The organism is Streptomyces sp. NPDC048142 (assembly GCF_043202835.1).
In the GTDB taxonomy this organism is placed as follows: Bacteria; Actinomycetota; Actinomycetes; order Streptomycetales; family Streptomycetaceae; genus Streptomyces.
Map to the genome: position 1 here is coordinate 325,153 of NZ_JBIDBC010000002.1, position 25,293 is coordinate 350,445.

At 72.6% G+C, this 25,293-nt stretch carries 19 protein-coding genes, 2 tRNA genes and 2 pseudogenes; 11 read left to right on the forward strand and 12 right to left on the reverse strand.

Features of this window, described 5'->3' with window-relative positions; genetic code table 11:
• Both ACGF2Y_RS04075 and ACGF2Y_RS04080 read right to left on the reverse strand, forming a co-directional pair.
• The gene (locus ACGF2Y_RS04075; protein WP_392943084.1) at window positions 1-4,254 is read right to left on the reverse strand and encodes a PAS domain-containing protein; all 4,254 of its coding nucleotides are present in this window, start codon (window positions 4,252-4,254) and stop codon (window positions 1-3) included.
• A 371-nt stretch (window positions 4,255-4,625) separates the two neighbouring features.
• Entirely contained in the window at window positions 4,626-5,210 is a 585-nt protein-coding gene (locus ACGF2Y_RS04080) for an SSI family serine proteinase inhibitor (RefSeq protein ID WP_392943086.1), read from the reverse strand.
• Between the two features lie 332 nt (window positions 5,211-5,542).
• Between ACGF2Y_RS04080 and ACGF2Y_RS04085 the strand changes: the two genes are divergently transcribed.
• A tRNA-Ser gene (locus ACGF2Y_RS04085) sits at window positions 5,543-5,633 on the forward strand.
• Between the two features lie 227 nt (window positions 5,634-5,860).
• Window positions 5,861-5,933: transfer RNA gene (locus ACGF2Y_RS04090), tRNA-Arg, on the forward strand.
• A gap of 274 nt (window positions 5,934-6,207) precedes the next feature.
• Here ACGF2Y_RS04090 and ACGF2Y_RS04095 read toward each other — a convergent pair.
• From ACGF2Y_RS04095 to ACGF2Y_RS04110, 4 genes are all read right to left on the reverse strand, one after another.
• Window positions 6,208-7,029, reverse strand: a complete 822-nt coding sequence (locus ACGF2Y_RS04095; RefSeq protein WP_392943088.1) for an aminoglycoside phosphotransferase — start codon at window positions 7,027-7,029, stop codon at window positions 6,208-6,210.
• 110 nt (window positions 7,030-7,139) lie between these two features.
• Window positions 7,140-8,393, reverse strand: coding sequence for a radical SAM protein (locus tag ACGF2Y_RS04100; protein WP_392943090.1), 1,254 nt, complete (start codon window positions 8,391-8,393; stop codon window positions 7,140-7,142).
• Complete coding sequence (locus ACGF2Y_RS04105) at window positions 8,381-8,707, reverse strand: hypothetical protein (protein ID WP_392943091.1); 327 nt, start codon at window positions 8,705-8,707, stop codon at window positions 8,381-8,383. Before ACGF2Y_RS04105 ends, ACGF2Y_RS04100 begins: the two co-directional genes overlap by 13 nt.
• Before the next feature lie 332 nt (window positions 8,708-9,039).
• A complete protein-coding gene (locus ACGF2Y_RS04110) occupies window positions 9,040-9,819 on the reverse strand; it encodes a GntR family transcriptional regulator (RefSeq protein WP_392943093.1) in 780 nt (259 codons plus the stop codon).
• A gap of 18 nt (window positions 9,820-9,837) precedes the next feature.
• Between ACGF2Y_RS04110 and ACGF2Y_RS04115 the strand changes: the two genes are divergently transcribed.
• Window positions 9,838-10,305: an NUDIX hydrolase gene (locus tag ACGF2Y_RS04115; protein ID WP_392943296.1), complete on the forward strand. Its 468-nt coding sequence runs from the start codon at window positions 9,838-9,840 to the stop codon at window positions 10,303-10,305.
• 25 nt (window positions 10,306-10,330) lie between these two features.
• Here ACGF2Y_RS04115 and ACGF2Y_RS04120 read toward each other — a convergent pair.
• Window positions 10,331-10,739 (reverse strand): annotated as a pseudogene (locus ACGF2Y_RS04120) (NUDIX hydrolase); the annotation flags it as partial.
• A 10-nt stretch (window positions 10,740-10,749) separates the two neighbouring features.
• On the opposite strand from ACGF2Y_RS04120, the pseudogene ACGF2Y_RS04125 reads away from it, so the two are divergent.
• A pseudogene (locus ACGF2Y_RS04125) lies at window positions 10,750-11,300 on the forward strand (transposase); the annotation flags it as partial.
• Window positions 11,301-11,454: 154 nt separating this feature from the next.
• On the opposite strand, the gene ACGF2Y_RS04130 reads toward ACGF2Y_RS04125, so the two are convergent.
• Window positions 11,455-11,841 (reverse strand): nuclear transport factor 2 family protein, encoded by a 387-nt coding sequence (locus ACGF2Y_RS04130; RefSeq protein ID WP_392943094.1) that lies wholly within the window; start codon window positions 11,839-11,841, stop codon window positions 11,455-11,457.
• A 401-nt stretch (window positions 11,842-12,242) separates the two neighbouring features.
• Between ACGF2Y_RS04130 and ACGF2Y_RS04135 the strand changes: the two genes are divergently transcribed.
• Window positions 12,243-12,593, forward strand: a complete 351-nt coding sequence (locus tag ACGF2Y_RS04135) for a hypothetical protein (protein ID WP_392943095.1) — start codon at window positions 12,243-12,245, stop codon at window positions 12,591-12,593.
• On the opposite strand, the gene ACGF2Y_RS04140 is transcribed toward ACGF2Y_RS04135, so the two are convergent.
• On the reverse strand, window positions 12,580-13,779 hold the full coding sequence (locus ACGF2Y_RS04140) for an NAD(P)/FAD-dependent oxidoreductase (protein ID WP_392943097.1): 1,200 nt from the start codon (window positions 13,777-13,779) through the stop codon (window positions 12,580-12,582). The genes ACGF2Y_RS04135 and ACGF2Y_RS04140 overlap by 14 nt on opposite strands.
• 132 nt (window positions 13,780-13,911) lie before the next feature.
• Window positions 13,912-14,856 (reverse strand): RNA polymerase sigma-70 factor, encoded by a 945-nt coding sequence (locus ACGF2Y_RS04145; protein WP_392943098.1) that lies wholly within the window; start codon window positions 14,854-14,856, stop codon window positions 13,912-13,914.
• 133 nt (window positions 14,857-14,989) lie between these two features.
• Here ACGF2Y_RS04145 and ACGF2Y_RS04150 point away from each other — a divergent pair, with 133 nt between their 5' ends.
• From ACGF2Y_RS04150 to ACGF2Y_RS04175, 6 genes are all read left to right on the forward strand, one after another.
• Window positions 14,990-15,883, forward strand: a complete 894-nt coding sequence (locus tag ACGF2Y_RS04150; RefSeq protein ID WP_392943297.1) for a DUF2797 domain-containing protein — start codon at window positions 14,990-14,992, stop codon at window positions 15,881-15,883.
• 23 nt (window positions 15,884-15,906) lie between these two features.
• Complete coding sequence (locus ACGF2Y_RS04155) at window positions 15,907-16,788, forward strand: amidohydrolase family protein (protein ID WP_392943100.1); 882 nt, start codon at window positions 15,907-15,909, stop codon at window positions 16,786-16,788.
• A 173-nt stretch (window positions 16,789-16,961) separates the two neighbouring features.
• On the forward strand, window positions 16,962-17,708 hold the full coding sequence (locus ACGF2Y_RS04160) for a response regulator transcription factor (protein WP_392943101.1): 747 nt from the start codon (window positions 16,962-16,964) through the stop codon (window positions 17,706-17,708).
• A 22-nt stretch (window positions 17,709-17,730) separates the two neighbouring features.
• A complete protein-coding gene (locus tag ACGF2Y_RS04165) occupies window positions 17,731-19,308 on the forward strand; it encodes a sensor histidine kinase (protein ID WP_392943298.1) in 1,578 nt (525 codons plus the stop codon).
• A gap of 26 nt (window positions 19,309-19,334) precedes the next feature.
• Window positions 19,335-20,729: a glycosyltransferase gene (locus tag ACGF2Y_RS04170; RefSeq protein ID WP_392943102.1), complete on the forward strand. Its 1,395-nt coding sequence runs from the start codon at window positions 19,335-19,337 to the stop codon at window positions 20,727-20,729.
• Window positions 20,726-22,804 carry an ArnT family glycosyltransferase gene (locus ACGF2Y_RS04175; RefSeq protein WP_392943104.1) on the forward strand — a complete coding sequence of 693 codons (2,079 nt, stop codon included), beginning with the start codon at window positions 20,726-20,728 and terminating at the stop codon, window positions 22,802-22,804. Before ACGF2Y_RS04170 ends, ACGF2Y_RS04175 begins: the two co-directional genes overlap by 4 nt.
• Window positions 22,805-22,829: 25 nt before the next feature.
• Here the strand turns inward: ACGF2Y_RS04175 and ACGF2Y_RS04180 are convergent, their stop codons facing one another.
• Both ACGF2Y_RS04180 and ACGF2Y_RS04185 read right to left on the reverse strand, forming a co-directional pair.
• On the reverse strand, window positions 22,830-23,993 hold the full coding sequence (locus tag ACGF2Y_RS04180; protein ID WP_392943106.1) for a serine hydrolase domain-containing protein: 1,164 nt from the start codon (window positions 23,991-23,993) through the stop codon (window positions 22,830-22,832).
• A 218-nt stretch (window positions 23,994-24,211) separates the two neighbouring features.
• Window positions 24,212-25,183: an endonuclease/exonuclease/phosphatase family protein gene (locus ACGF2Y_RS04185; protein WP_392943108.1), complete on the reverse strand. Its 972-nt coding sequence runs from the start codon at window positions 25,181-25,183 to the stop codon at window positions 24,212-24,214.
• Between the last annotated feature and the right edge of the window lie 110 nt (window positions 25,184-25,293).

Below are 25,293 nucleotides of genomic sequence, written 5' to 3' on the forward strand. Positions count from 1 at the left end.
TCAGTTGGTGCCGATCTTCGCCAGCAGGTCGACGATCCGCGACTGGACCTCGTCGCTGGTCGACCGTTCCGCCAGGAAGAGAACGGTTTCGCCCGATCCGAGCCGAGGCAGCTCCGCATGGTCCATCCCGGCCGACGTGTAGACGACCAGCGGGGTGCGGTTCAGCTGCCCGTTGGCCCGCAGCCAGTCGATGATCCCGGCGCGCCGGCGACGTACCTGCATCAGGTCCATCACCACGAGGTTCGGCCGCATCCGGCCCGCCAGGTCGACGGCCTCGCTGTCCGTCGCGGCGCGCGCCACCTGCATTCCGCGCCGCTCCAGGGTCTGCGTCAGCGCCACCGCGATCTCCTCGTGCTCCTCGATCAGGAGTACCCGCGAGGGATGCTGTTCGCTGTCGCGCGGGGCCAGCGCCTTGAGCAGGACGGCCGGGTCGGCTCCGTACGCCGCTTCCCGGGTCGCCTGCCCCAGGCCGGCGGTGACCAGCACCGGGACCTCGGCCGCGACGGCCGCCTGGCGCAGCGACTGCAACGCGGTACGGGTGATGGGACCGGTCAGCGGGTCGACGAAGAGCGCGGCGGGGAACGCGGCGATCTGGGCGTCGACCTCCTCACGGGAGTTCACGATCACCGGACGGTAGCCCCGGTCGCTGAGCGCCTGCTGGGTCGGCACATCGGGCGCGGGCCAGACCAGCAGCCGACGCGGGTTGTCCAGCGGCTCGGGCGGCAGCTCGTCGTCGACCGGGTGCGGGTGCGGCCGGTTGGCGACCTCGACCGCGCCCCCGGGCCCGTCCAGCGGCTCGGGCCCCTCGGCCCCCTCGTCGGGCGCCCCTATGGCGTACGCGCGCCCCTCCGCGACGGGCGGCGCGAGCAGCTGCCCCTCGCCGTAGGCGGCGCCGGGCCCGCCCTGTGCCGGCTGCCCCGGCGGCCCGGTCTCCTGCGCCGGGCCCTGGGGCGGGGGCTGGTTCTGCTGAGATCCGGGCACGGAAGCGGGTGCCGGCTCGGGAGTGTCCGGCCGGTCCTGCCGGGCCGGGGCCTGCTGGCCGGCGGCGGTCCGGGCCGGGGCGCGGTCGCCCTCCGGCGGGGCGGCGAGCTTGCGCCGCCGACCGGCCCCGCCGAGGCTCTGGTTCGGCTGGCTCTGTTGGTTCGGCTGGTTCTGCTGGTGGGCGAGGTGCTGGGCGAACGGCACGCCCTGGCCCAGCGTTCGCACGCTGAAGGCCCTCCCCTGTGTCGAGTCGGGGTTGCCGCCGTCCGGCATCGGTTCCTCGGCGGGCAGCGGCTGCCGCCGAGGGTCCGGGGCCGGGACGCCCGCGTCACCGTCGGCCGGGTGCGCCGCCGGACCGGGGACGGCCACGACGCCGGTGGTGTGGGCGGTGGGCCCGGTGTCGGCGTGAGCGGGCTGCCCGGTGTCGCCCCACGGCGCGTGGTCCGGTGCCCCACCCGGACCCTGCGGTACGCCACCGTCGTGCGGGCCGGGGAGCTGGTGCGGGCCGGGCGCGGCCGGGCGGCCCTGCCCGGAGGTTCCGTCCGCCTGCTGGCCGGTGTGCACCGGGGCGACGGGGTGCGCCTGAGAAGGGGTGTGACCGGCCTCCGGTGCGGTACGCGCGTGGTGCGCGCTCGCCCCGTCGCCGGGGCCCGCCGGGGCGTCGGGGGCGATCGGCGCCCGGTCCGCGTCGGCCGGAGGCAGGGCGAAGGCGGTCCGGGGACCGGCCTCGGCGGCGGTGCGCTCCTGGGCTGCGGCCAGCGCGCGCCGGGCCCGCCGGCCCCCGGTCTGCCGGCTCCCCGGCTGCTGGCTTCCGGCCTGCTGGGACGGCTCCGGACTCGGGTGGCCGCCGGTGCCGCCGGTGCCGCCGTTTCCTCCGCTTCCGGACGCGAGGGCGGGGAGGGCCAGATTCTCGCCGTCCCGACGGGCCCGCCGTCCGGAGGGCGGTACGGGCTGCTGCGGGTCCACCGGGACACCCTGGGGCGGCACGGTCTGCCCGAGCTGCGGACGACCCCCGCCCTGGGCGTTCTCGGCCGCGGTGACGACCGACCCCTCGGAGGGCGCCGGGGAGGGAGCCGAGGACGGGGCGGAGGTCAGGGCCAGTGCCTGCCGCTGCGGTGGCTGAGGCTGCTCCTGTACGGCGGCCCCGGCGGTCCCGGCGGTCCCGGCGCTCACCGGAATCGCGCCCGGGGCCGCCTCGGCCGGGCTGGGCCGGCCGCGCCGACGCCCGGAACCCTCGCCCTGCTGGGCGGGGATCAGCTCGGGGGCCTGCTGCTCCTCGGGCGCGGCCGGTCCACGGCGCGCCCGCCGCCGCCCGGTCGGCTCGGCAGCCGGACGGTCGTCGGGAACGGGAACGGGAGCCTCGGCACCGGCCTCGCCGCCACCCGTGCTCTCCGGCGCACCAGGAGTACCAGGCGTACCACCGGGGCTGTCCAGGAACGCGTCGGTGGAGGACCTGCGCGCCCGGCGCCGACCGCCACTGGTGACGCCCGGCGTTCCAAGACCTTCGGGCGACGAGGACGACGCGGACGACGCGGAGGTCGGGGACGCAGCGGGAGCGGGCTCCGGCAGCAGGGCGTTCCCGTCCGCCCCGTTCGCCTCCGGGGGCGCGACCGTGCCGGACGCGGCGCCGATGGGCAGGTCGAGCACGTACGCGCTGCCGCCCATCCCCGGCATCTCGTGCGTCTGGAGGACCCCGCCGTGCGCCCGGACGATGCCGCGCACGATCGGCTCGTGGACCGGGTCGCCCCCGGCGAACGGCCCGCGCACCTCGATCCGTACGACGTCACCGCGCTGAGCTGCGGCCACGACCACGGTGGAGTCGACATAGCCGCCCCCGGCCCCGGCCCCGGCCCGGGTCTTTCCGGTCGAATCGACACCGCAGACGTCCGCGACGAGGTGGGCGATGGCGGTCGCGAGCTGACGCGCGTCGACCTCGGCCTCGATCGGCGGGGCGTGCACCGCGAACTGGGCGCGCCCGGGGCCGATCAGCTCGACCGCCCCGTCGATCCCGCCCGTGACGATCCCGTCCACCATCGCCGGGGCCTTCCGCAGCCCCTCCGCCCCCGCGTCCAGGCGCTGATACCCCAGTACGTTGTCGACGAGTGTGGTCATCCGGGCGTACCCGGCGGCGAGATGGTGCAGGATCTGGTTGGCCTCCGGCCACAGCTGACCGGCCGGGTCGGCGGCGAGGGTGGACAGCTCGCCGCGCAGCTCCTCCAGGGGCCCGCGCAGCGAACCGCCGAGGACGGCGGTGAGCTGGGAGTGCTGGGCGCCCAGGGACGCGAGCCGCTCGGCCTGCCCCTCGACCTCGGCGGCGTACCGCTCGGTCCGGTCGGCGAGCTCGGCGGCGTGGGCCTCCTTCAGCGCCTCCAGTTCGGCGGCGTGCGCCTCCTTGAGCGCGGTGACCTCGGCGGAGTGGCTCGTGGTCAGCTCGGTGACGACGCTCGTGTGCTGCGCCGACAGCTCCTCGTACGGCCGGCGGTCGGTGAACGTCATCACCGCGCCGACGAGCTGGTCCCCGTCCCGTACCGGCGCGGTCGTCAGATCCACCGGCACCTGCGCGCCGCTCTTGGACCACAGCACCTGCCCGCGCACCCGGTGCTTGCGCCCCGACTTGAGGGTGTCGGCGAGCGGGGAGTCCTCGTACGGGAACGGCTCGCCCTCCACCCGCGAGTGCAGGATCAGCGGATGCAGCTCCTGGCCGCCGAGGTCGCTGGCCCGGAAGCCGAGGATCTGTGCGGCGGCGGGGTTGACGAGGACGACACGCCCGTCGGTGTCCGTGCCGACGACGCCCTCGGACGCGGCCCGCAGGATCATCTCGGTCTGACGCTGCGAACGGGCCAGCTCCGCTTCGGTGTCGACGGTGCCGGAGAGGTCCCGCACGACGAGCATGAGCAGCTCGTCACCGGTGTAGCTGGAGTGGATGTCGCTGTACGCGGCCTGCCCGCTGTCGAGGCTCGCGCTGGTGACCTCGACGGGGTACTCGTAGCCGTCGGTACGCCGCGCGGTCATCCGCGTCGGCTTGGTCCTGCCCTGCTCGTCCGCAGCCTCTGGCCGGCGCATCGAACCCGGGATCAGCTTGGAGTCGAACTCCGGCAGCAGATCGAGCAGTCCGCGACCGACGAGCGCGGTGCCCGGGGTCTCGAACATTTCGAGGGCGATGGCGTTGGCGTTGACGACCGTGCCGTTGCAATTGACGAGCAGCAGCCCGTCAGGAAGGGCATCGAGTATGGCTGCGAGGCGAGCAGTGCCTCGGGATGGCCTGCTGCTCACGACGACGCTTCCTCCCTGATTACCGCACCTTGCCGACAGCGGGCCCCATCTTGCCCCTCGGGCCGCAGACTGTCACTGGAGGAGTCTAAGGGCAGGGGAGGCCCCGGGGGCGGCGGATGAGGGGGAGCTCTCACCGAGGTTCTGTGTGCGCGGTGTACGCCGCGCGCCCATGGCGTGAGCGTCCGCGCACCCTGTGACGTGCGCGGACGCGTGGCGCGGCCATGCCTCTCGGAGCATGCAGCCGGGGCCCGCAGGGGTCCTCGGAGCGGCCTGCGGTACGTAGCGGGAGGGCGAACCGCGGTACGACGATACGTACGGGAGGGGCGCACGCCTTCGCACCGTGGCCGACGGTCTGTCGAGCAGCCGACGGACTATCGAACGTCCGGGAGTACCGGCACGAGGCTGTTCCAGCGTGCGATCTCGCATCCGTCGCGGCGGCTCGCGGTGGTGTCCACGGCCCGGCCCTCCCAGGTGCCCACGATGCGCGCGGTGGCGTCGCCGCCGTGGATCATCGTGCACATCGTGCCCTCGGGGGTCGGCCGGAACAGCTCCTGGCGCCCGGACCGGGTGGCGCCGGCCTCCGCGAGCCGGTCACAGGCGGCCTGCCCCTGCGGGTGGCTGCCCCCGGTGGGCCCGCACTCCAGCGCGAACGTGCCGTCGGCCCCCGCGACCCCGGTGTTCTCCACGCTCACGGTGAGCCGGGTCCGTACGTCGTCCGCCGCACCGGTGCCCGTGTCCTGCCCGCCGTCCAGGAACCCGGGCAGCGGCGGGACCAGCGGGGGGAGCGGCCCGAGGGCGGGCCGGGCGGCGGCGAACGGCCCGGCGGTGGGCTGGGCAGCGGGCACCGGACCGGAGGACCCGGGGCCGGGGGCGGCGGAGGTGGCGGTGGACGCCGGCACGGCGGTGGCGAGCGCGGCGAGCGAGACGACGGCGGTGAGGGCGAGACGGCGCAGCATGCGGAAGCTCCAGGATCTCTGCGGCACGACCGGCCACGGCGGCCACGGACGAAGACGGGCCCGCCCCGGCACGACGGCTGACGGACGGCTGACTGACGACGACGGCTGACTGGCGACAACGACTGACAACGACGGCTGACTGGCGACGACGACTGACAGGGACGCGGTCCCCACCCCTCTCTAACGCGCACCATGCCCGGACGTTGCGCCACCACGCCGAACTGCTTTGCCCTGGCCCCCGGGGGCCTAGTAACGTTGGCGGCGATTGGTGGCACGACGCTCATCTGTGTCATCATCTGCACGCAACCACTCGCGTCCGCGCGAGGTGTGCTGGAGGCGTCGCCTAGTCCGGTCTATGGCGCCGCACTGCTAATGCGGTTTGGGTCTTAAAGCCCATCGAGGGTTCAAATCCCTCCGCCTCCGCTCCGTACCGAAGCCCCGTGCCCCTGGCACGGGGCTTCGGTCGTTCCGGGACGCGCGAGGGCGCGAAGGGTGCGCCGGGGCCGGTCCGGGAGGGTGGCCGAGAAGGGCCACGGGAGGCTGTTTCCGCAGCTCAGCGATGGTGCGGCTAATGGATTTCGCGTCACGGCGCAGGTCATGTAATGTTGTTCTCGCAAGGCCGACCGGGAAGAAAAAGCCCGGAACGCCAAGCACTCGTAGCTTAACGGATAGAGCATCTGACTACGGATCAGAAGGTTGCAGGTTCGAATCCTGCCGAGTGCACAGTAGATGAGAGGCCCCCAGGAGAAATCCTGGGGGCCTCTTGCTTTGTCTGTCCGGCATAGCTGACGGCAACCGCTTCGAAGGATCGCTCCGGGCTGATCAGACGGTTGCATGGACACCGGCCGCTCCGTCGTCATCGTCGCCCCGTCGCTGTCACCCTCGGCGGGTACCCAGCACCTAAGTGCACGAAGAACGCCGACATTTCCTTCCGGCTTGGACTGCACGCAGGAACCGGGGCACACGCCAGCCCGCAGCGACCAGCGCGGATTGCCGTTCAGCCAGCTCTGCGGTGCTCGTGCCAGGCGGTGGCTGCCGTTGCCAAGCTCCGGGTCCAGGGGTCGGGGTCGGCGTCGCTGATCTCGGACCAGACGTTGGCGTTGGCGGCGGCGAAGGCGGTGATGCCTTCCGGAGGCGCGGTGTGCCAGGCGGGGATTTCGTCGGCCCAGCGTTCGGCGGAGGCGGGGGTGTGGCCGGCGGCGATGAGCCAGATGACCCAGTAGCCGGCGTCGAGCCAGGCTGCTCCGCGGGTCGCCCAGGCCCAGTCGACCAGGCGGGCCCGATCGCCCCGATGCGTGTGATCGTCGACGAGGACGTTGGCGTTGTTCAGGTCGGTGTGGAGGTGGTGGGTCCCGGCGAAGAAGCGGAGGTCGTCGGGGTGGGTGGCGTAGTGCTCCAGGCGCTGCTCGGCGTGACGTAGCTCGATACCGGGGCAGGGTGTCTCGCTGAGGCGGCGCAGGAGGGCGGCGACTTCGGGGAGGTCGGGGGAGCCGGGGGCGTAGTCGGCGTGGTGGCCGTCGAGAGCTTCGAAGCCGAGGAGGTCCCATCCTGCGGTCTCGACTCGCCAGCGGAGGGCGGGGGCCAGACCGGTGAGGAAGGGAGCGACGGCGGCCTCCCGGCGCTGGGTCCAGGCGCGGGGGTGGTCGGTGCGCAGGCCCTTGATGTGCCAGGTGCCCGTGGCGGAGGTGACGCGGGCCGCGATCTCGCTGTTGAAACCCTCGGCGGACTCATCGACTGTCAGGAGGGGGCCGGTGTGCTCTTCGACGGCGGCGCGGGCGGCGGGCGGCAGTCGGTCGAGGACGATGCGGATGGTCGCCATAGGGCTTCGCTCCTCCACGGAGGCGGGTGCGGGTACGGGTGTGCAGTGGTGCGGGGGCTTCGGACGGAAGAACGTCCCGGAGCCCCCGCGGTTATGTGCGGCCGGGTTGTCTACCGGTACGGGTTGTCGTCGTTGCAGCCCGGGACGGCACCTTCGGCCAGTACCTCCAGGTCGTCCAGGAGGATCACTCCCCCGGGCTCCTGCGGGGCCGGCGGTCGGGGGCCGATCTCCACCATGACAGCGGTCATTGCGTTTCCTCTTCTCCGTGTTGGCAGTAAGTGTTCAGTGGTGCCTTCGCCTCCTGGTAGGCCTTGGCGAGCGGTCGGCAGACCCGGCAGGTGCCGGAGAGCTGACAGCCGCCGCAGCCACCGGTGCGAAGCATCTGGGCATCGGCGATGCCGGGCAGGCGGAGGAGTCCGGCCAGGCCCTCGGTCATGAGGTCGACGGGGTTCTCGCGGCCGACCTTGCACATGGTCGCCAGGCCGTGCGGGTCGACGTGGAAGAAGGTGTGGCCGGCGGGGCAGCCCTTGAAGACGCTGGCCTTGTCCAGGAAGCCGGGGGCCTGCGCGGCCAGCGGTTCGGGCGTGCCGGTGTACGTGGGGGAGATCGTGCCGTACTCCTGGCGGCCCCGTTCCGTACCGCTCGGCGAGGGCGCGCATGGCGTCCAGCTCGTGGGCGTTGTGCCGGGTGATGATCAGCGCCAGTTCCAGCGCGATGCCGGCCTCACGCGCCGCGACGAGCCCCTTCTCGACCAGCTTGAACGCCCCCGGCCTGCGGGTGAGCGAGTCGAAGCCGGCCGGGGTCGCCCCGTAGAGGGAGACGGTCACCTTGTGCGGCGGCAGGTCGCGCAGGAGGCCGATGATCTCGGGACGGTGGAGCCGGGAGCCGTTGGTCAGGATCTCGATCAGCATCCCGGAGCGGTGGGCGATCGCGTACGCGTCCACGAAGTCCCGGTCGATCAGCGGCTCGCCACCGGTGAACTGGAGCCACAGCACCCCGGCATCCCGCAGCAGGTGCAGGAGCCGAACCTTGTCCGGCCAGGGAAGCCCCTCGAACTTCCGCTCCGCGAGGTAGCAGTGCTCGCAGTTGAAGTTGCAGCCCTTGTTGATCTCATACGTGGCCCGGCCGTAGCCGAAGAGGGTCTCGGGACGTACGAGAACAGAGTCCCGCATCACCGCGCCTGCCAGGTCCAGGCCCCAGGCCGTGTGGGCGTGGGCGAGGAGCCAGGCCGGCACAGGGCTGCTGCTCTCGGCGGTCGAGGCCAGTTCTTCGTACAGCGTCCGGGGGATGCGCATGCCGCCCTTGGACCCGGGGCGGGCGATCAGGAACGTTCCGCTGTACGGGGTCGCGATCAGCTGGTGCACAGGACCTCCTCCGAGGCGTCTTCCCAGGTGTGCTGCTCGGTGTGGCCGGCGAACAGACAGCAGCCGTCGCCGTCGGGACCCGGGGCGACCACCGGGCAGTCCCGCAGTACGACCAGGTCCACGTAGGCCCCGCGCCAGCGGAGCCAGAGGGCGGTGCCGTACGTGTCGAGTTCGGCCAGGAGGCCGTAGTGCTCGTCGCCCTTATGGGCCGACAGTTGGCACTGGGCAGCCCTGTCGACGCATCCGGTCGGGGCCTTCTGCCGAGCCTCCTGCGCCAGGTCCAGCGACACCTGGTGCCAGTGCTTGCACCGCATCACGACACCATCCGCAGGCAGTCGGCGAAGTTCCGCTCCGCGCACCGAGTACATGCGCAGGGCGGGAAGCCGCCGGAGTTGTCGGCGAGCACGGGGTCGTCGCCCACGCGTACCTCCGTGAGAGATCCCCATGTCCGGCCCGAGTCGCGCGAGACCCGCAGCGTCATCCGTACCTCAGCAACCTTGATCGACGGCATGAGCACCTCATATACAAGAGACGACCTCCTTCACTCATGTACATGAGTGACAATCGAAAGGGTGTCTCACTCCTGTATATGAGTCAAGTGGTAGTCAACGGCGGCGCCGTCGGGTTGTCGGCCCCTGATGTCGCCTCAGTCTTCGGCTGCGAAGCGGTAGTCCAGGACGAACTGGTCGGCAGCCATGATGGTGTCGCACACCTCCACGACGCGTCCGGACTTCGTTTCCGCGTTCCGTACGAGGTGGATCACGGGGGAGCCCGGGCTCAGTGCGAGTGCGGAGGCCTCGGCCTTGGTCGTGAGGCGCGCCCGGACGGTTTCGCTGAACTCTGCGAGGATCTGGCCGTGCTCTTCGAGGCGGGCGTAGATCCCGCCGCCACCCGGGTTCTCGGCGAACATCTCCGGGATGTCCTTCGCGACGTCCCACGGGAGGTACGAGGTGGCCTCTTCCGTTGGCACGCCCTCCCGGAAGTAGCGCCGCTTGCGGGCGAGGACCTGGGAGCCGGCGGGTACGCCCAACCGTTCGGCGATCTCCGCAGGTGCCTCGGTGGGGCCGATGAAGAGGACGGTCACCGACGGCTTGCCGCCGGACTGCTCCGCTTCCGCGAGGTAGGCCGCCTTGCCTGCCTTCCTGTGTGTCCGGCGGAACCGGTCGGACGACTTGCGCTGCACAGGCGGCCGAGACCGGACGAACGAGCCCCGCCCATGGTGGGTCTCGATCAGCTGAGTCGCTCGTAGTTCCGCGACCGCCTTGCGTACGGTTCCCGAGGCGACGCCGTAGCGTTCCATGAGCGTCGTCTCGCTCGGCACGGCGTCCCCGGCTCCCAGGACGCCGGACCGAATCTGTGCGGCGAGGTCGTCGGCAATCTGGAGATACTTTGCCTTGGCCGAAGAGGTCACGTCGCTGTTCGCCATAGTCCTTCTGAGTCTCCTATTCTCATGTACATGAGTAACATCCGCCCCGAGACCTCGTCAACGCCGCTCCACTCCGTGTCCGTAGCCGGAATCGTGGTCCGGGAGGACGGCCGGGTGCTCACGATCAAGCGGGCCGACAACGGGACCTGGGAGCCGCCTGGAGGCGTGCTCGAACTAGCCGAGGCCCCCGAGGATGGCGTCCGACGCGAGGTCTTCGAGGAAACCGGTATCAAGGTCCAGGTCGACCGGCTGACCGGGGTCTACAAGAACACCTCCCGTGGCATCGTCGCCCTGGTCTTCCGCTGCCGTGTCGAAGGTGGCCACGAGCAGCTGTCCGACGAATCCGCGGCGGTCGAGTGGCTGGCCCCCGACGAGGTGACCAGCCGCATGGCCGAGGTCTACGCGGTCCGGGTCACTGACGCCCTGCTGGACGGCGCGCCCCGGGTGCGCGCGCATGACGGCCGGAAGCTTGCTCGGAACCTGTGAGCAAGGCCAGCACTGCTTTATGTCGTCAGCGGATCGCCTCGTCCATGAGCACGTAGAGCATCCCGACGAGGGAGCCGCTGCTGACGATCTCGCGCCGGTCGATCATGTCCCGCACATTGGCCAATGGAACCCACTCGATCCGGTCCGATTCGTTCTTCTCGGTCGGCGGGGCCTTCGTAGGTCGCCCCGTCAGCCCGGAAGGCGTGGTGCTGAGAGTCGGTGATGCCGTTGGCCGGCTCGGCGTAGATCAGGGGCTTGATCGGGCCGGGCCGCCAGCCGGTCTCCTCAAGCACCTCCCGGGCCGCCGCTTCCGCCGGGCTCTCGCCCTCCTCGACCAGCCCCATGGGCAGCTCCCACGCCCAGGCGTTCGTGATGAAGCGATGTCGCCACATCATCAGCACCTCGCGCCGCTCGTTGACGACGGCAGCTACGGCACCTCGCTGCGGGATCCGGCCCACCGCAGGCTCGGGCTGGGCCGAACGGAAACACTCCGACCGGGTGCCGGCCACCTACCACCGCACCCATGGAGTCCGGTACTTCCACGGCTGCTACTCGGTCGGCGACGACACGTTGTGGGGCGTCAACCGCCGCAAGAAAGGTGCCGCGAACACGCTGGCCGCGCTCAAGTCGCTCCGCGCCGCCCGGCCCGACGGCGCTCCCATCTACGTGATCCTGGACAACCTGTCCGCCCGCAAAGGCACCGACATCCGCCGCTGGGCTACAAAGCACAAGGTCGAGCTGTGTTTCACCCCGACCTACGCCTCTTGGGCCAACCCCATCGAGGCCCACTTCGGACCGCTGAGGCAGTTCACCATCGCCAATTCCAACCACCCCAACCACACCGTGCAGACACGAGCCCTGCACGCCTGTCTACGCTGGCGCAACGCCAACGCCCGCCACCGCGACGTCCTGGCCGCCGAACGCAAGGAACGCGCCCGCATCCGAAGCGAGAAGGGCATCCGTTGGGCGGACGCCCCCTCAACACCGCAGCCTGACCAACCGCGAACTTACACAGCCACAGCGCATCATTCGGTCTGCTCGTGGCCAAGCGCGGACGACCGAAGCATTGTGAAGATGATCTCGGCCGGGCAGACCCGGAGCCCCGAACGGGGCCGGTTCAGGAGAAGGACGGCGCCAGAGAAGAATGACTCAGGAGGCGGACGGCTCGATCTCCCCCGCGAAGACGATGACCTGGTCGATGAGGCTCCGCCGCAGATGGACGACGTCCGTTCCCGCCAGGCGGGGGCCTCCATCCGGCGTCGTGAAGACCCACTGGTACCGGGCCCACTCGTCCGGCATGTCCACCGCCGAACAGCGCACCATCGTGCCGGTCCCCGCAGGGTGGCGCCGGATGTCCAGCACGAACCGCTCGACCGTCTCGATCCCCTCACTGCGGCCCAACGGTCCCCAGAAGACCACGTCCGAGGTGAGGGCCTGGGAGAGCAGCGCAGTCACATAGCTGTCGTCCGAGGCGTTGAACGCGGAGATGAACGTGTCGATCGCGGACCGCGCGGTCTCTTCCTGCTCTTCCTGCATGCACCAGTAATACCAGTCGCCTCGCGGACCGCGCTCGTCCCGTGAGCCGTCTCCCGACCACGGTGAACCATCCCGGTCACAGCACTGGCGCGGCACAGCCAGCGGCCGGGCTGAGTGGGATGAGACGGGGGAGCACCCGCGTCCGGGCACCGGGAACGAGCCGCCCGGCGTTCCCTCGCTTAGGATCCCCGCCCATGGGAACCAGGGGCGGGGACGCGTTCGCATCCGACACGGATACCGGCACGGGAGCGGATGCGGTGTTCGTCTTCCGGCCGGCGGTCGAGGATTTCGAAGAGGCGCTTCGTGCGCGTGCGTTGCGGACATGGGCAGGGCGGCTGCAGGCGATGACGGGGCCGGTGGCGTCGGTCGGTGCTCTGGCTGTTTTCGGTGTGGTCGTCGGTATGTCGGCACCTGTGCTGAGCGTCGCGCTGGTGCTCTGCGCGGCCATCGTGTCCTGGGGCACCCTGCGGGCGCTGCGCACCCAGGCCCGCAGGGTGTTCAGCGTCGTGGAGCCGTACGGGCAGTGCCGCATGGTGGCCGATGAGCGCGGCGCGGTCAGTACCGGCGAGCGGGTGTCCTTCACTGTCGAGTGGGCGGTGCACCGGGAGTATCTGGAGACCGCCCGCCTCTTCGTCCTGTTCGGTGGTGAGCGCTCGGCCGGGGTCGCGGTGTTGCCCAAGCGGGGCGCCGAGGGCCCTGAGGATGTGGAGCGCCTCAGGGTGATCCTCGACCGGAACCTCAAGCGGCTGTAGCGGCTGCCATCGCTCCCGCCGGCTCCTGCACGACCCGGCGGCGGGTCGGCAGGCCCAGGGTCGGGTTCGCGACGCCCCAGGCCGCGCCCTTGCAGACCAGTTCCTTGTAGAAGGCGGCCAGGCGGCCGGTCAGGGCTGCGTTGACGGCCCGGTCGTCGGCGGTGACGTACTGGATCAGGCCCTCCTTGCGGCCGAGGGAGACGCACTGGTTGAAGTAGCGCAGCGGGATGGCCGGGAGCTTTCCGCCGGTCAGGCGGGCCGCGATGGAGTCGGCGGCCTGCCAGGCGGTGGGGACGCCCGAGGCGCACGACATGCGCAGCGGCTTGTCGCCGGGGCCCGCTGCCAGGGCCGCGTCGCCGATGGCGTACACGTCCGGGTGCGAGGTCGAGCGCATGGTGTTGTCGACCACGATCTGGCCGTTGTCGGCGGTCTCCAGGGCGGTGGCCCGTGCGATGGGATGGACCGCGAAGCCGGTCGTCCATACGGTGGCCGCGGCCGGGATGCCGCCGTCGGCGGTGGTGACACGGCCGGGCTGCACGGCGGTGGCGACGGTGTGTTCGTGTGCGGTGATCTTCAGGCCGGTGAAGACCTTCCGCAGGTGCCGGGCGCCCTTGGGGGAGAGCCAGTCGCCCAGTGCGCCCCGGGCGACCAGGGACACGTCGAGGTCCGGGCGGGTCTCGGCGATCTCCGTCGCGGCCTCCACACCGGTGAGGCCGCCGCCGACGACGACCACGGGTTCGCCGGGGCCGAGGGCGGCCAGGCGGTCGCGCAGACGCAGGGCTCCGGGGCGGCCGGCGATGTCGTGGGCGTGCTCGGCGGCGCCGGGGACGGTGTGGGTGTCCCACGTGCTGCCGAGGGCGTACACGAGGGTGTCGTATGCCAACGCCTCGGGCTTCCCGGCTCCGGTCGGGTCGGTGACGGACACCGTCCTGCGGTCGACGTCGATCCCGGTGACCTTCGCGAGCCTCAGCCGGACGCCCGTGCCGGCGAACATCTCGCGGAGGGGCCGGGGGCGGAGGTCCTGGCCCGCCGCCAGCTGGTGTGTCCGGACGCGCTCGACGAAGTCCGGTTCGGCGTTGACGAGGGTGATGGAGACGTCCTCGGTCCGCAGCCGCCTGGCGAGGCGTCCGGCGGCACTCGCTCCGGTGTAACCGGCTCCGATGACGATGATGCGGTGCTGCTGCATGTCCTGGCTCCTGTCTCACGCGGGTTCGCCCTTTGACGTCCCTTGACGCCCCTTGACGTCCCCTGACGCCACTTGAACCGGGCAGCCCGTCGTTTCCTGACAGGTGGGCGATGTGACGCGCGTCACCGGAGGTCAGAAGGCGTGGAACAGGGGTTCTCCGTGGTCCGTGGCCGCCCAGCGCCGATTCGCGTGTTCCAGCTTGTCGGGGTTGACCTGGCTGCGGAGCGCGGCGATGCCGTCCGCGGTGATCTCCAGGCAGGTGATGCCGATGAGGCGCCCGTCGACGACCGCGACGATGGCGGGGTGGCCGTTGACGGACGTGATGTGGATCGCGGCGGAGCCGCCGGCGATGGCCCGCTTGGCCTTGCCGGGGGTGAACAGACCCCGCATGAACTTCGCGACGGCGAGAGCGCCTTCGAACGCCTTCGCGCGGGCCGGCACCTTTCCGCCGCCGTCGCCGATCGCGACGGCGTCCGCGGTGAGCAGCCGGACGAGCGGTTCGGTCCGGCCGCTGGTGGCGGCCGTGAGGAACTCCTCGACGATCCGCCGGGTGGCCGCCTCGTCGACCTCGGCACGGGCCCTGCCGCTCGCGATGTGCTTCTTGGCGCGGTGGAAGATCTGCTGGCCGGCCGCCTCGGTGATGTCGAGGATCTCCGCGATCCTGCGGTGCGGATAGCCGAACGCCTCCCGCAGCACGTACACCGCCCGCTCGTTGGGGGACAGGCGCTCCATGAGGGTGAGGACCGCGTACGAGACCGATTCGCGCTGTTCGACGGTGTCGGCGGGGCCGAGCATCGGGTCCCCGGCGAGCAGCGGTTCGGGCAGCCACTGGCCCACATAGGTCTCGCGCCGGGCGCGCGCCGAGGTGAGCTGGTTGAGACAGAGGTTGGTGAGGACCTTCGTCAGCCAGGCCTCGGGGACCTCGATGCGCTCGATGTCGGCGGCCTGCCAGCGCAGGAACGTGTCCTGCACGGCGTCCTCCGCATCGCTCGCGGAGCCGAGGAGACGGTAGGCGATGGCCTTCAGCCGGGGCATGGAGGCTTCGAACACGTCCATCTGGTTCCCCGTCAGCGCCATGGTCAGGATCCTAACGGGAACCCTGGCGGTGCGGCCGGAGCAGCTCTTCGCGGTGCCCGCCGGCCCGCCCGTTAGCATCGCCGGACCGGGTCGGCCGGTGATCTGGTGCTGGTGGAGAAGAGCGGGGTCCGGGGTGGCCGGTGGGTGGTGGTGCGCCGGGGTGCGGTGGCCCGGGGACGTGCCCGAGCTGGGGTGGAGCCGGGGCGGTGACCGGCGGGTGAGCGTGCTCGCGTACGGGTCCGGCCTCGGGTTCCGGGCGCTCGGGGAGCGGCACTGCGTGGGGGCCCGGGGGAACGTGTGCCCGCTGGGCGCCGTGGTGCCGGGGCGCGGTACCGGCGGGCGGTGCGCCGAGTGCGCGCGGCTGGACCGGGCGCACTCGGTGGCCGCCGACACGATGGCGGACGACCCCCGGACGTACCGCGTGTACCTCGCGTGGTTCGGGCCCGGCCTGGTCAAGGTCGGGATCACCGGGGAGGAGCGCGGGGCGGCCCGGCTGCGGGAGCAGGGGGCCGTGGTCTTCGGCTGGCTGGGGCGCGGGCCCCTGATGGCGGCCCGGCGGACCGAGGAGGTGCTGCGGGCGGCCCTCGGTGTGCCCGACCGGATCCCGTACGCCAGGAAGCGGGCCGAGCGCGGCCGGCTGCCGGGGCCCGGGGAGCGGGCCGCCGAGGTGGCGGAGCTGTACGGGAGGGCGGCGGAGCTCGAAGGGCGCGGCTGGCCCGAGTCGTTGGAGCGGCTGCCCCTCGAAGTCGTCGACCAGGCGGGGATCTTCGGGATCGACCGGTCGCCCGCTCCTGTCCGGTCGGTGCGGGAGCTGGTCGACGGGGGCGTCGTCGCGGGGCGGCTCGTCGCGGCGGCCGGGCCCGATCTGCATCTCGCGGTGGACGGCGTGGGCGTGGTCGTGCTGGACACGCGGCTGATCACGGGGTGGGATCTCGTGGCCGTACCCGGGGCCGAGGAGGGCGGTGTACGTGTCCCCCTCATCGACATCGACATCGGCGGCGGCGGTGTGCAAGGTGGGTTGTTCTGACCGTCGACCGAGGGAGAGCGTCCGTGGGGCCTCAGAGCGATGACGTGGTGCGGTTCTGGGAGCGGCTCGGGCTGCCCGGGATCATCGACGTGCACACCCACTTCATGCCCGAGCAGGTCCTGCGCAAGGTGTGGGCCTACTTCGACGCCGCCGGGCCGCTCACCGGTCTGGAGTGGCCGATCACCTACCGGTACGAGGAGGAGAAGCGCCTCGCCGTGCTCCGGTCGTTCGGGGTGCTGCGCTTCACCGCCATGCTCTACCCGCACAAGCCCGGGATGGCCCGCTGGCTGAACGGCTGGGCCGCCGGCTTCGCCGCCCGGACGCCCGACTGCCTGCACACCGCGACCCTCTTCCCGGAGGAGGGCGTCGAGGCGTACGTGAAGGAGGCCGTCGAGGGCGGGGCGCGGGTCTTCAAGTCACACCTCCAGGTGGGCGCGTACGACGCCAACGACCCGCTCCTGGAGCCCGTCTGGGGGTTGCTCGCGGAGGCCGGGGTCCCGGTGGTGATGCACTGCGGGTCGGGGCCCGCGCCGGGCAGGTTCACCGGGCCCGAGCCGGTCGGGCGGCTGCTGGCGCGTCATCCCCGGCTGCGGCTGGTGGTGGCGCACATGGGGATGCCGGAGTACGCGGAGTTCCTGGCGCTGGCGGAGGCGTATCCGGAGGTCCGGCTCGACACGACGATGGCGTTCACCGACTTCAGCGAGGGGCTCAGCCCCTTCCCGGCGGCGGAACGGGGGCGGCTCGCCGACCTCGGGGACCGGATCCTGCTGGGGACCGACTTCCCGAACATCCCTTACCCGTACGTTCATCAGCTGGAGGCTCTGGAGCGGCTCGGGCTGGGTGACGCGTGGTTGCGGGCGGTCTGCCACGGGAACGCGGAGGCGTTGTTCCCCACCCGGGGTTGACGGTTCCCGGACGGAACCCGGGCTGACGATTCCTGAACGGAACCCGGGCGTGACGGTCCCGGACGGAAGCCGGGCCTGACGGTCCCCGGACGATCCCTGGGCGGACCGCTTTCTCAGGCTATTCACAGAAACGGGTCAGGCTGCTCTCACGGGTGTCTCACAGAGTGGTGCCCATGACGACGACGACCTCGCCCCAGGGGCGTACCGAACTGCTCAGGCCGGACCGTACCCCCGTACGGGTGCTGGTCGTGGACGACGAGGCTCCGCTCACCGAGCTGCTCTCGATGGCCCTGCGGTACGAGGGGTGGGAGGTGCGCAGCGCCGGGGACGGGGCCGGGGCGGTCCGGGCCGCGCGTGACTTCCGCCCGGACGCGGTGGTCCTGGACGTGATGCTCCCGGACATGGACGGGCTGTCCGTGCTGGGCCGGCTGCGTCGTGAGTACGCCGATGTGCCGGTCCTCTTCCTGACCGCCCGGGACGCCGTCGAGGACCGGATCGCCGGGCTCACCGCGGGCGGCGACGACTACGTGACCAAGCCGTTCAGCCTGGAGGAGGTCGTGGCCCGGCTGCGCGGGCTCATCCGCCGTTCGGGCTCGGCGCTCGCCGCCGGGCGGAGCGAGTCCACGCTCGTCGTCGGGGACCTGGTCCTGGACGAGGACAGCCACGAGGTGAGCCGGGGCGGGGACGCGATCCACGTCACGGCCACCGAGTTCGAACTGCTGCGCTTCCTGATGCGCAATCCCCGCCGGGTGCTCAGCAAGGCGCAGATCCTCGACCGGGTCTGGAACTACGACTTCGGCGGCCAGGCCAACGTCGTCGAGCTCTACATCTCCTACCTCCGCAAGAAGATCGACGCCGGACGCACGCCGATGATCCACACCCGGCGCGGCGCGGGATATCTGATCAAGCCCGGTGAGTAGCGGGCGCGTGGGCGGGGGAGCGCTGCGGCGGCCCTGGACGCTGCGGACCCGGCTCGTCGTGTCCGCCGTGTCCCTGATCGCTGTCGTCGCCGCCGTCATCGGGTCCGTCACCGCCATCGCCTTCCACACCTACATGTACGGCAAGCTCGACGACCAGCTGCACTCCGTCGCCGAGCGGGCTCAGCGGACGCCCGGACCGGCGCCGGTGCCCCAGGCGCTGCGCGAGGCCGGTCCGCTCGGCTTCGTCGGCGGGGGCGGGCAGCCGCTCGGCACGTTCGGGGCCCTCGTCGGCGACGACGGGGACGTCACCGCGTCGAAGGTCGTCGAGGACAGCGGGCTGCGCGCCCAGGAGAGCGCGAAGCCGCTGACCGGGGAACAGCGGAGCGCGCTGGAGGAGGCCGCTCCGGAGACCGGTGAGGGGCCCCGGAGCGTCGATCTGCCGGGGCTCGGCGGCTACCGGGTCCAGGCCGCGACCACCGCCGAGGGGGACACCGTCCTCGTCGGCATCCCCAGCGCCGAGGTGAGCGGTGCGCTGACCACCCTGATCGTCGTCGAGGTCTGCGTCACCGCCGCCGGGCTCCTCGCCGCCTCGATCGCGGGCACCGTTCTCGTCGGGGTCGCGCTGCGGCCGTTGCGCCGGGTCGCCGCCACGGCCACCCGGGTCTCCGAACTCCCCCTGCACAGCGGTGAGGTGGCCCTGCTGGAGCGGGTCCCGGACGCCGAGGCCGACCCGCGCACCGAGGTCGGGCAGGTGGGCGCGGCGCTCAACCGGATGCTGGGTCACGTCGGTTCGGCCCTCGCCGCCCGGCAGGAGAGCGAGACGCGGGTCCGGCAGTTCGTCGCCGACGCCAGCCATGAGCTGCGCACCCCGCTGGCCTCGATCCGGGGCTACGCCGAGCTGACCCGGCGCGCCACCGGAGGCCGGGAAGCGCCGGAGCCCGGTCCGGTCACCCGGCACGCGCTGGGGCGGATCGAGTCGGAGGCGGACCGGATGACGGGCCTGGTGGAGGATCTGCTGCTGCTGGCCCGCCTCGACGCGGGGCGTCCGCTCTCGTACGGGAGCACCGATCTGCTGGTGCTGGTCGTGGACGCGATCAGCGATGCCCGGGTGGCGGACGAGCCGGGAGCAGGCTCGGGCGCCCGGCACCGCTGGCGTCTTGAGCTGCCCGACGAGCCGGTGACCGTACGCGCCGATCCCGACCGGCTCCGGCAGGTGCTGGTCAACCTGCTGGCCAACGCCCGGACGCACACCCCGCCGGGGACCACCGTCACGGTGTCCGTACGGCCGCCCGCAGGTGCCGGGGGCCCGGTCACGCTGGAGGTGCGGGACGACGGGCCCGGCATCCCGGCGGAGCTGCTGCCACATGTCTTCGAACGGTTCGCCCGCGGGGACGCGTCGCGCTCGCGCGGGGCCGGTACGGGTACGGCGACCGGGTCCACCGGGCTCGGCCTCGCCATCGTGCGGGCCGTCGTCTCCGCGCACGGCGGGCGGGTGGCGGTGGAGTCCGGGCCGGGCCGCACGGTGTTCGTGGTCGAGCTGCCAAAAGACGTGACCCGCGCGGACTCACAGGGCAGGGACAGGCTCAGCACACCGGTGTGACAGCGCGGTCGGCGAACGTCGGAGGCATGACCACCGACAGCCTCCGGAGCGGCCCCGGCACGACCGGCCGCAGCACAGGGGACAGCGGCCCCGGCACGACCGGTCGCGGCACAGGGCACAGCGGCCCCGGCACGACCGGCCCCGGTACGAGGGGCAGTGGCGGTGGCCTGCTGCCGGTCAGGGAGCATCTCCCGGCCCGGCAGCAGGCCACCGCCTCCCGCGCCCCCGTGCTCGACGTCGTCGTCCCCGTCCACAACGAGGAGAAGGACCTCCGCCCCTGCGTCCTGCGCCTCCACGACCATCTCGCGCGGACCTTCCCGTACCCCTTCCGCATCACCGTCGCCGACAACGCCAGCACCGACTCCACCCCCGCCGTCGCCGCCTCGCTCGCCGCGGAGCTGCCCGGGGTGCGGTGCGTACGGCTGGAGCAGAAAGGCCGCGGGCGGGCCCTGCGTACCGTGTGGGCGGACTCCGAAGCCCCGGTCCTCGCCTATATGGACGTCGACCTCTCCACCGACCTCAACGCGCTCCTCCCGCTGGTCGCCCCGCTGATCTCCGGCCACTCCGACCTGGCCATCGGCTCGCGGCTGGCCCGGAGTTCGCGGGTGGTGCGGGGGCCGAAGCGGGAGCTCATCTCGCGCGCCTACAACCTGATCCTGCGCTCCTCGCTGGCCGCCGGGTTCAGCGACGCCCAGTGCGGGTTCAAGGCGATCCGGCGCGAGGTGGCCGAGCGGCTGCTGCCGATGGTGGAGGACAGCGGCTGGTTCTTCGACACCGAGCTGCTGGTCCTCGCCGAGCGGGCCGGGCTGCGCATCCACGAGGTGCCCGTCGACTGGATCGACGACCCCGACTCGACCGTCCACATCGTGCGGACGGCCACCGAGGACCTGAAAGGCGTGTGGCGGGTGGGGCGGGCGCTGGCCGTCGGCACGCTGCCGCTGGACCGGCTGGCCCGGCCCTTCGGGGACGATCCGCGCGACCGGGCGCTGACCGGGGTGCCGCACGGACTGGCCCGCCAGCTGGTCGGGTTCTGCGTCGTGGGGGCCTTGTCCACCCTCTTCTACCTGGCCCTGTACTCCCTCTTCCGGCTCGGCGTCGGACCGCAGTTCGCCAACGGCGGCGCGCTGCTCGTCTCCGCCGTCGCCAACACCGCCGCCAACCGCCGGCTCACCTTCGGTGTGCGCGGCCGGGGCGGGGCCGTCCGCCACCAGGCGCAGGGCCTCGTGGTCTTCGCCATCGGCCTCGCGCTGACCAGCGGTTCGCTCGCGGCGCTGGGGGCGGCCTCCGGTTCGCCCTCGCACGGCACGGAGCTGGCCGTCCTGATCGCCGCCAACCTCGCGGCCACCGTGCTGCGCTTCCTGCTCCTGCGCGCCTGGGTCTTCCCGGCCCGCGCCTGCCATGACCCCGAGGATGTCCGATGACCACGACCGCAGTCCCCGTGATGCCTGCCGCCGCGCCGCCGGCCGGCAGGGAAGGCCCCCGCTGGGCGCGCCCGGCGCTGTACGGGCTCCTGCTGGCCGTCGGGCTCGCGTACTTCTGGAACCTCAGCGCCTCCGGGTACGCCAACTCCTTCTACTCCGCCGCCGTCCAGGCGGGCAGCCAGAGCTGGAAGGCCTTCTTCTTCGGCTCGCTGGACTCCGGAGGCGCCATCACCGTCGACAAGCCGCCCGCCGCGCTCTGGCCGATGGCCCTGTCGGTGCGGCTGTTCGGGCTCAACTCCTGGGCGATCCTGGCCCCGCAGGTCCTGATGGCGCTCGCCACGGCGGCCGTCCTGAACACCGCTGTACGCCGTCGGTTCGGGCCGGTCGCCGGGCTGATCGCGGTGGGCGTGTTCGCGCTGACGCCCGTCGCCGCGCTGATGTTCCGCTTCAACAACCCGGACGCGCTGCTCGCCCTGCTGATGACCGTCACCGTGTGGTGCGTGCTGCGGGCCCTGGAGCAGGGGCGGACGGCGTGGCTGGTCGGGGCGGGCGCGGTGGTCGGGTTCGCGTTCCTGACGAAGACCCTCCAGGCGTTCCTGATCCTGCCGCCGCTGGCCGTGCTGTACGCGGTGTGCGCCCCCGTTCCCGTGACGAAGCGGATCGGCCAACTCGCGCTGTCCGCGCTGACGATGGCCGTCGCCGGTGGCTGGTGGGTCGCGATCGTGGAGCTGATGCCGGCTTCCTCGCGGCCGTACGTCGGCGGCTCGCAGAACAACTCCTTCCTGGAGCTCACCTTCGGCTACAACGGGCTCGGCCGGATCAACGGCGAGGAGACCGGAAGCGTCGGCGGTGGCCGTGGGGGCGGCGGTGGCGGCGGCTGGGGTGAGACCGGCATCGGCCGGATGTTCGACTCCGAGGTCGGCGGCCAGATCGCGTGGCTGCTGCCCGCCGCGCTGATCCTGCTGGTGGCCGGGCTCTGGCTGACCCGGAAGGCGGCGCGGACCGACGCCGCGCGGGCCGCGTTCGTCGCCTGGGGCGGTGCGCTGCTCATGACCGCGGCCGTGTTCAGCTTCATGGCCGGGATCTTCCACCAGTACTACACGGTGGCCCTCGCCCCGTACGTCGCGGCGCTCGTCGCCATGGGCGTCACGGTGCTGTGGGAGGAGCGGGGCGCGTGGTGGCCGCGCGCGGTGCTCGCGGGCACGGTCGTCGCGACGGTGGTCTGGGCGTACGTCCTGCTGGGCCGCACGCCGGACTACCTGCCGTGGCTGCGGTGGGCGGTGCTGGCCGGCGGGCTCGTCGGCGCGCTCGGGCTGCTCGTCGTGGGGCGGTTCGGCGGACGGGGCCTGGCCCTCGCCGTGGTGGCGCTGAGCTGCGCGGCGTCGCTGGCGGGGCCGGCGGCGTACACGGTCAGCACCCTGAACAGCGGCCACCAGGGGTCGATCGTGACCGCGGGCCCTTCGGCCGGGTTCGGCATGGGCGGACCCGGGGGCGGCGGCCGGGGCGGGCCCGGTGGCGGTGACGGCGGCGGTGACGGCGGGCAGCGCGGCGGCACGCAGCGGCCTCCCAGGCAGGGGCAGGCCCCGGGCGGCATGCCCACGCAGCCTGGAGGGACCGGGACGGGTACGGGAACCGGCGCGAACCCCGGCTTCGGCGAGGGCATGAGGGGAGGGGCCGGCGGAGGCGGCGGCATGGGCGGGCTGCTCAACGGCACGTCCGTCGACGCCGAGGCGAAGGCGCTCCTGGCGAAGGACGCGGACGACTACACCTGGGTCGCCGCCGCCGTCGGCGCGCAGAACGCGGCCGGCTATCAACTCGCCACGGGGGAGCCGGTGATGGCGGTCGGCGGCTTCAACGGGAGCGACCCGTCACCGACGCTCGCACAGTTCAAGGAGTACGTCGCGGAGGGGAAGATCCACTACTTCGCCCCGGGCGGCGGCAGGGGCGGAGGCGGAGGCGGCATGGGCGGTGGCTCCGGGACCTCGTCGCAGATCTCCTCCTGGGTGACGGAGAACTTCACCGAGGTCACCGTCGGCAGCGCCACGCTCTACGACCTGACGCAGCCGACGAGTTGAGCACCGGGGGCGTGCGCGGCCGGGCTCAGAACCCGGCCGCGTACGTCCAGAAGTCCCGCATCACCTGGGGTGCGGCGGGCCCGGACATCTCCATCTGGGTGAGCAGGACGGCGACCGTGCCCGTGGACGGGACGATGTGGGCCGTGGTGCCGGTGCCGCCGACCCAGCCGTAGCGGCCCAGGACGTTCCACGGGGCCGCGATCTCGATGTCCACCGAGCCGCCGAACCCCCAGCCCTGGCCCTCCGTGAACAGTCCGCTCGCGGCGCGCTGGTCCGGGGTCAGATGGTCGGTGATCATCTGGCGGACCGATGCGGCGGCCAGCACCCGGTGACCGTCGTCGTTCAGGCCCCCGGCGAGCAGCATCCGGCCGAAGGCGTACCAGTCGTCGACGGTCGAGACCAGGCCGCCGGCGCCGGACGGGAAGGCGGGCGGGCTGCTCCACTGCCCGTCCGGGGCGTCCACCAGCACCGGTTCGCTTCCGCTGTCCGCCCCGGCCCGGTAGTAGCCGGTGAACCGGTGCAGCGCGGCGGGCTCCACGGAGAACCCGGTGTCCGTCATACCGAGGGGCCCGAACAGCCGCTCCGCCAGATACGCGGGCAGCGGGCGGTCGGCGACCCGGGCGATGAGGACGCCGAGGATGTCGGAGCAGGTGTTGTAGAGCCAGCCGTCACCCGGCTGGTGCAGCAACGGGATACGGGACAGCGCGGCCATCCAGGCGTCCGGCGCGAGCCCGGTCGCCGGCTGCGGCGGGCCCTGCCTCAGCTCCGCGAACAGCGGGGCGACGGCCGGGAGCGAGAAGTCGGACGGGAAGCCGTATCCGGCGCGGAAGGTCAGCAGGTCGAGCAGGGTGATCGGGCGGACCGCCGACACCACGTCGTCGACCGGGCTCTGCGGGGTCCGCACGACCAGGGGCGAGGCCAGCTCGGGCAGCCACGCCGCCACCGGGTCGGCGGGGGCGATCAGGCCGTCCTCGACGAGCGTCATGGCGGCGGCGGCCACGATGGGCTTGGTGACCGAGGCGAGGCGGAAGACCGAGTCCCGCCGCATCGGCGCGGACCCGGCGAGGCCGGACGTGCCGGCCGACACCACCTCGGCCCGCTCGCCCCGGGCGACCAGGGCCACCGCGCCCGGCATCGATCCCCTGGCGATGTGGGTGTCCAGCAGTTCGTGCAGGCTGGTGGTGCTCATGGTCGTCCTTCGTCCGGTACCGCGTGTTCTCTCGGAAGCCCTGCGCCCGTGCGGATTCCGCCCTCGGGCGGTGGACCGTGAGTGGCCCTCGGGCAGTTCGGGCTGGAAGACGCGCTCCGGCCGTAAAGGGAGGCTTTCGGGCCGAAACCGGAGACTCCCGGACCAACCCGGACTCATCGGCCCCGGACCCATCGTTCCTGAACTCCTCGGCCCCGGACTCATCGGCCCCGCCCCCGTACCGACAGGTCAGCCACCACGGGCCGGTGGTCGGAGGCGACGCTCTCCGGCACCCATGCCCTGCGCACCGTGATCCCACCGTCCGGGCGGCCGTCCGAGCTGCCGTCCGGGCCACTGCGCGAGCCACTGCGCGGGTCGCCCTTCGACACCGCCACGAAGTCGATCCGCTTGACCGGATCCCGCGCGGGGAAGGTGGGCGCACCCGGGTCGGCGTCCGCCAGTTCCCGCCACAGCGGGGCCAGTTCGGGTGCGGCGGGCTCCGCGTTGAAGTCGCCGAGCAGGATCTGCGGGCCCCGGTCCTCGGCCATGATCCGCCGGGTGTCGGCGACCTGGGCGACGCGGACGGCGGGGTCCGTGCGGTGGTCGAGGTGGGTGACGTACACGTGTACGGGCAGCCCCCGCACCCGTACGACGACCTCGCCGAAGCCCGGGGCGGGGGCCGGGACCGGGTTCGGGACCTGGGTCGAGAGCCGGGTGATCTCGTGGTTCTCGGCGCTCACGATCCGGTGCCGCGACAGCACGGCCACTCCGTACTCGGCCCGGGGCCCGCCCGGTTCGGCCGGATCCCGGCTGTAGATCGGTGCGAAGGAGACGTACATGCGCAGCCGCCGCCCCAGTTCGCCCGCGAGGTCCCGCCACCCGCTGCGGTCGCCCCAGTGCCGGTCGACCTCCTGAAGCCCGATCACATCCGCGTGCAGCGACCGGAGTTCGGCGGCCTGGCGGTCGAGGTCGAAGGCGCCGTCCAGGCCCGCCCCGGCGTGGATGTTGTACGTGACGACCCGCAGCGGCAGGCCCCCGCCGGACGGGAGGCGGGGCGTCGCGGCAGCGGCGGGCGGCGCGGTGAGCGCACCCAAAAGGGAAGCGGTGAGCAGGAGTTGAAGGAGGCGAAGGGTGTGGAGAGGCAGGGGGAGGGGGCGGTGAGGGAGGCGAAGGGGACGGCGGCGCTGCGACATGGCTCTCCAACCGGCCGGGCTTCACGGCCTTCGTCAGGTGTCAGGTCAGCGTCGAGAACCGTACCGCCCGGCCGCCGCGCGGGCCCCACCGGCGCGGCCGGTCCATCGGC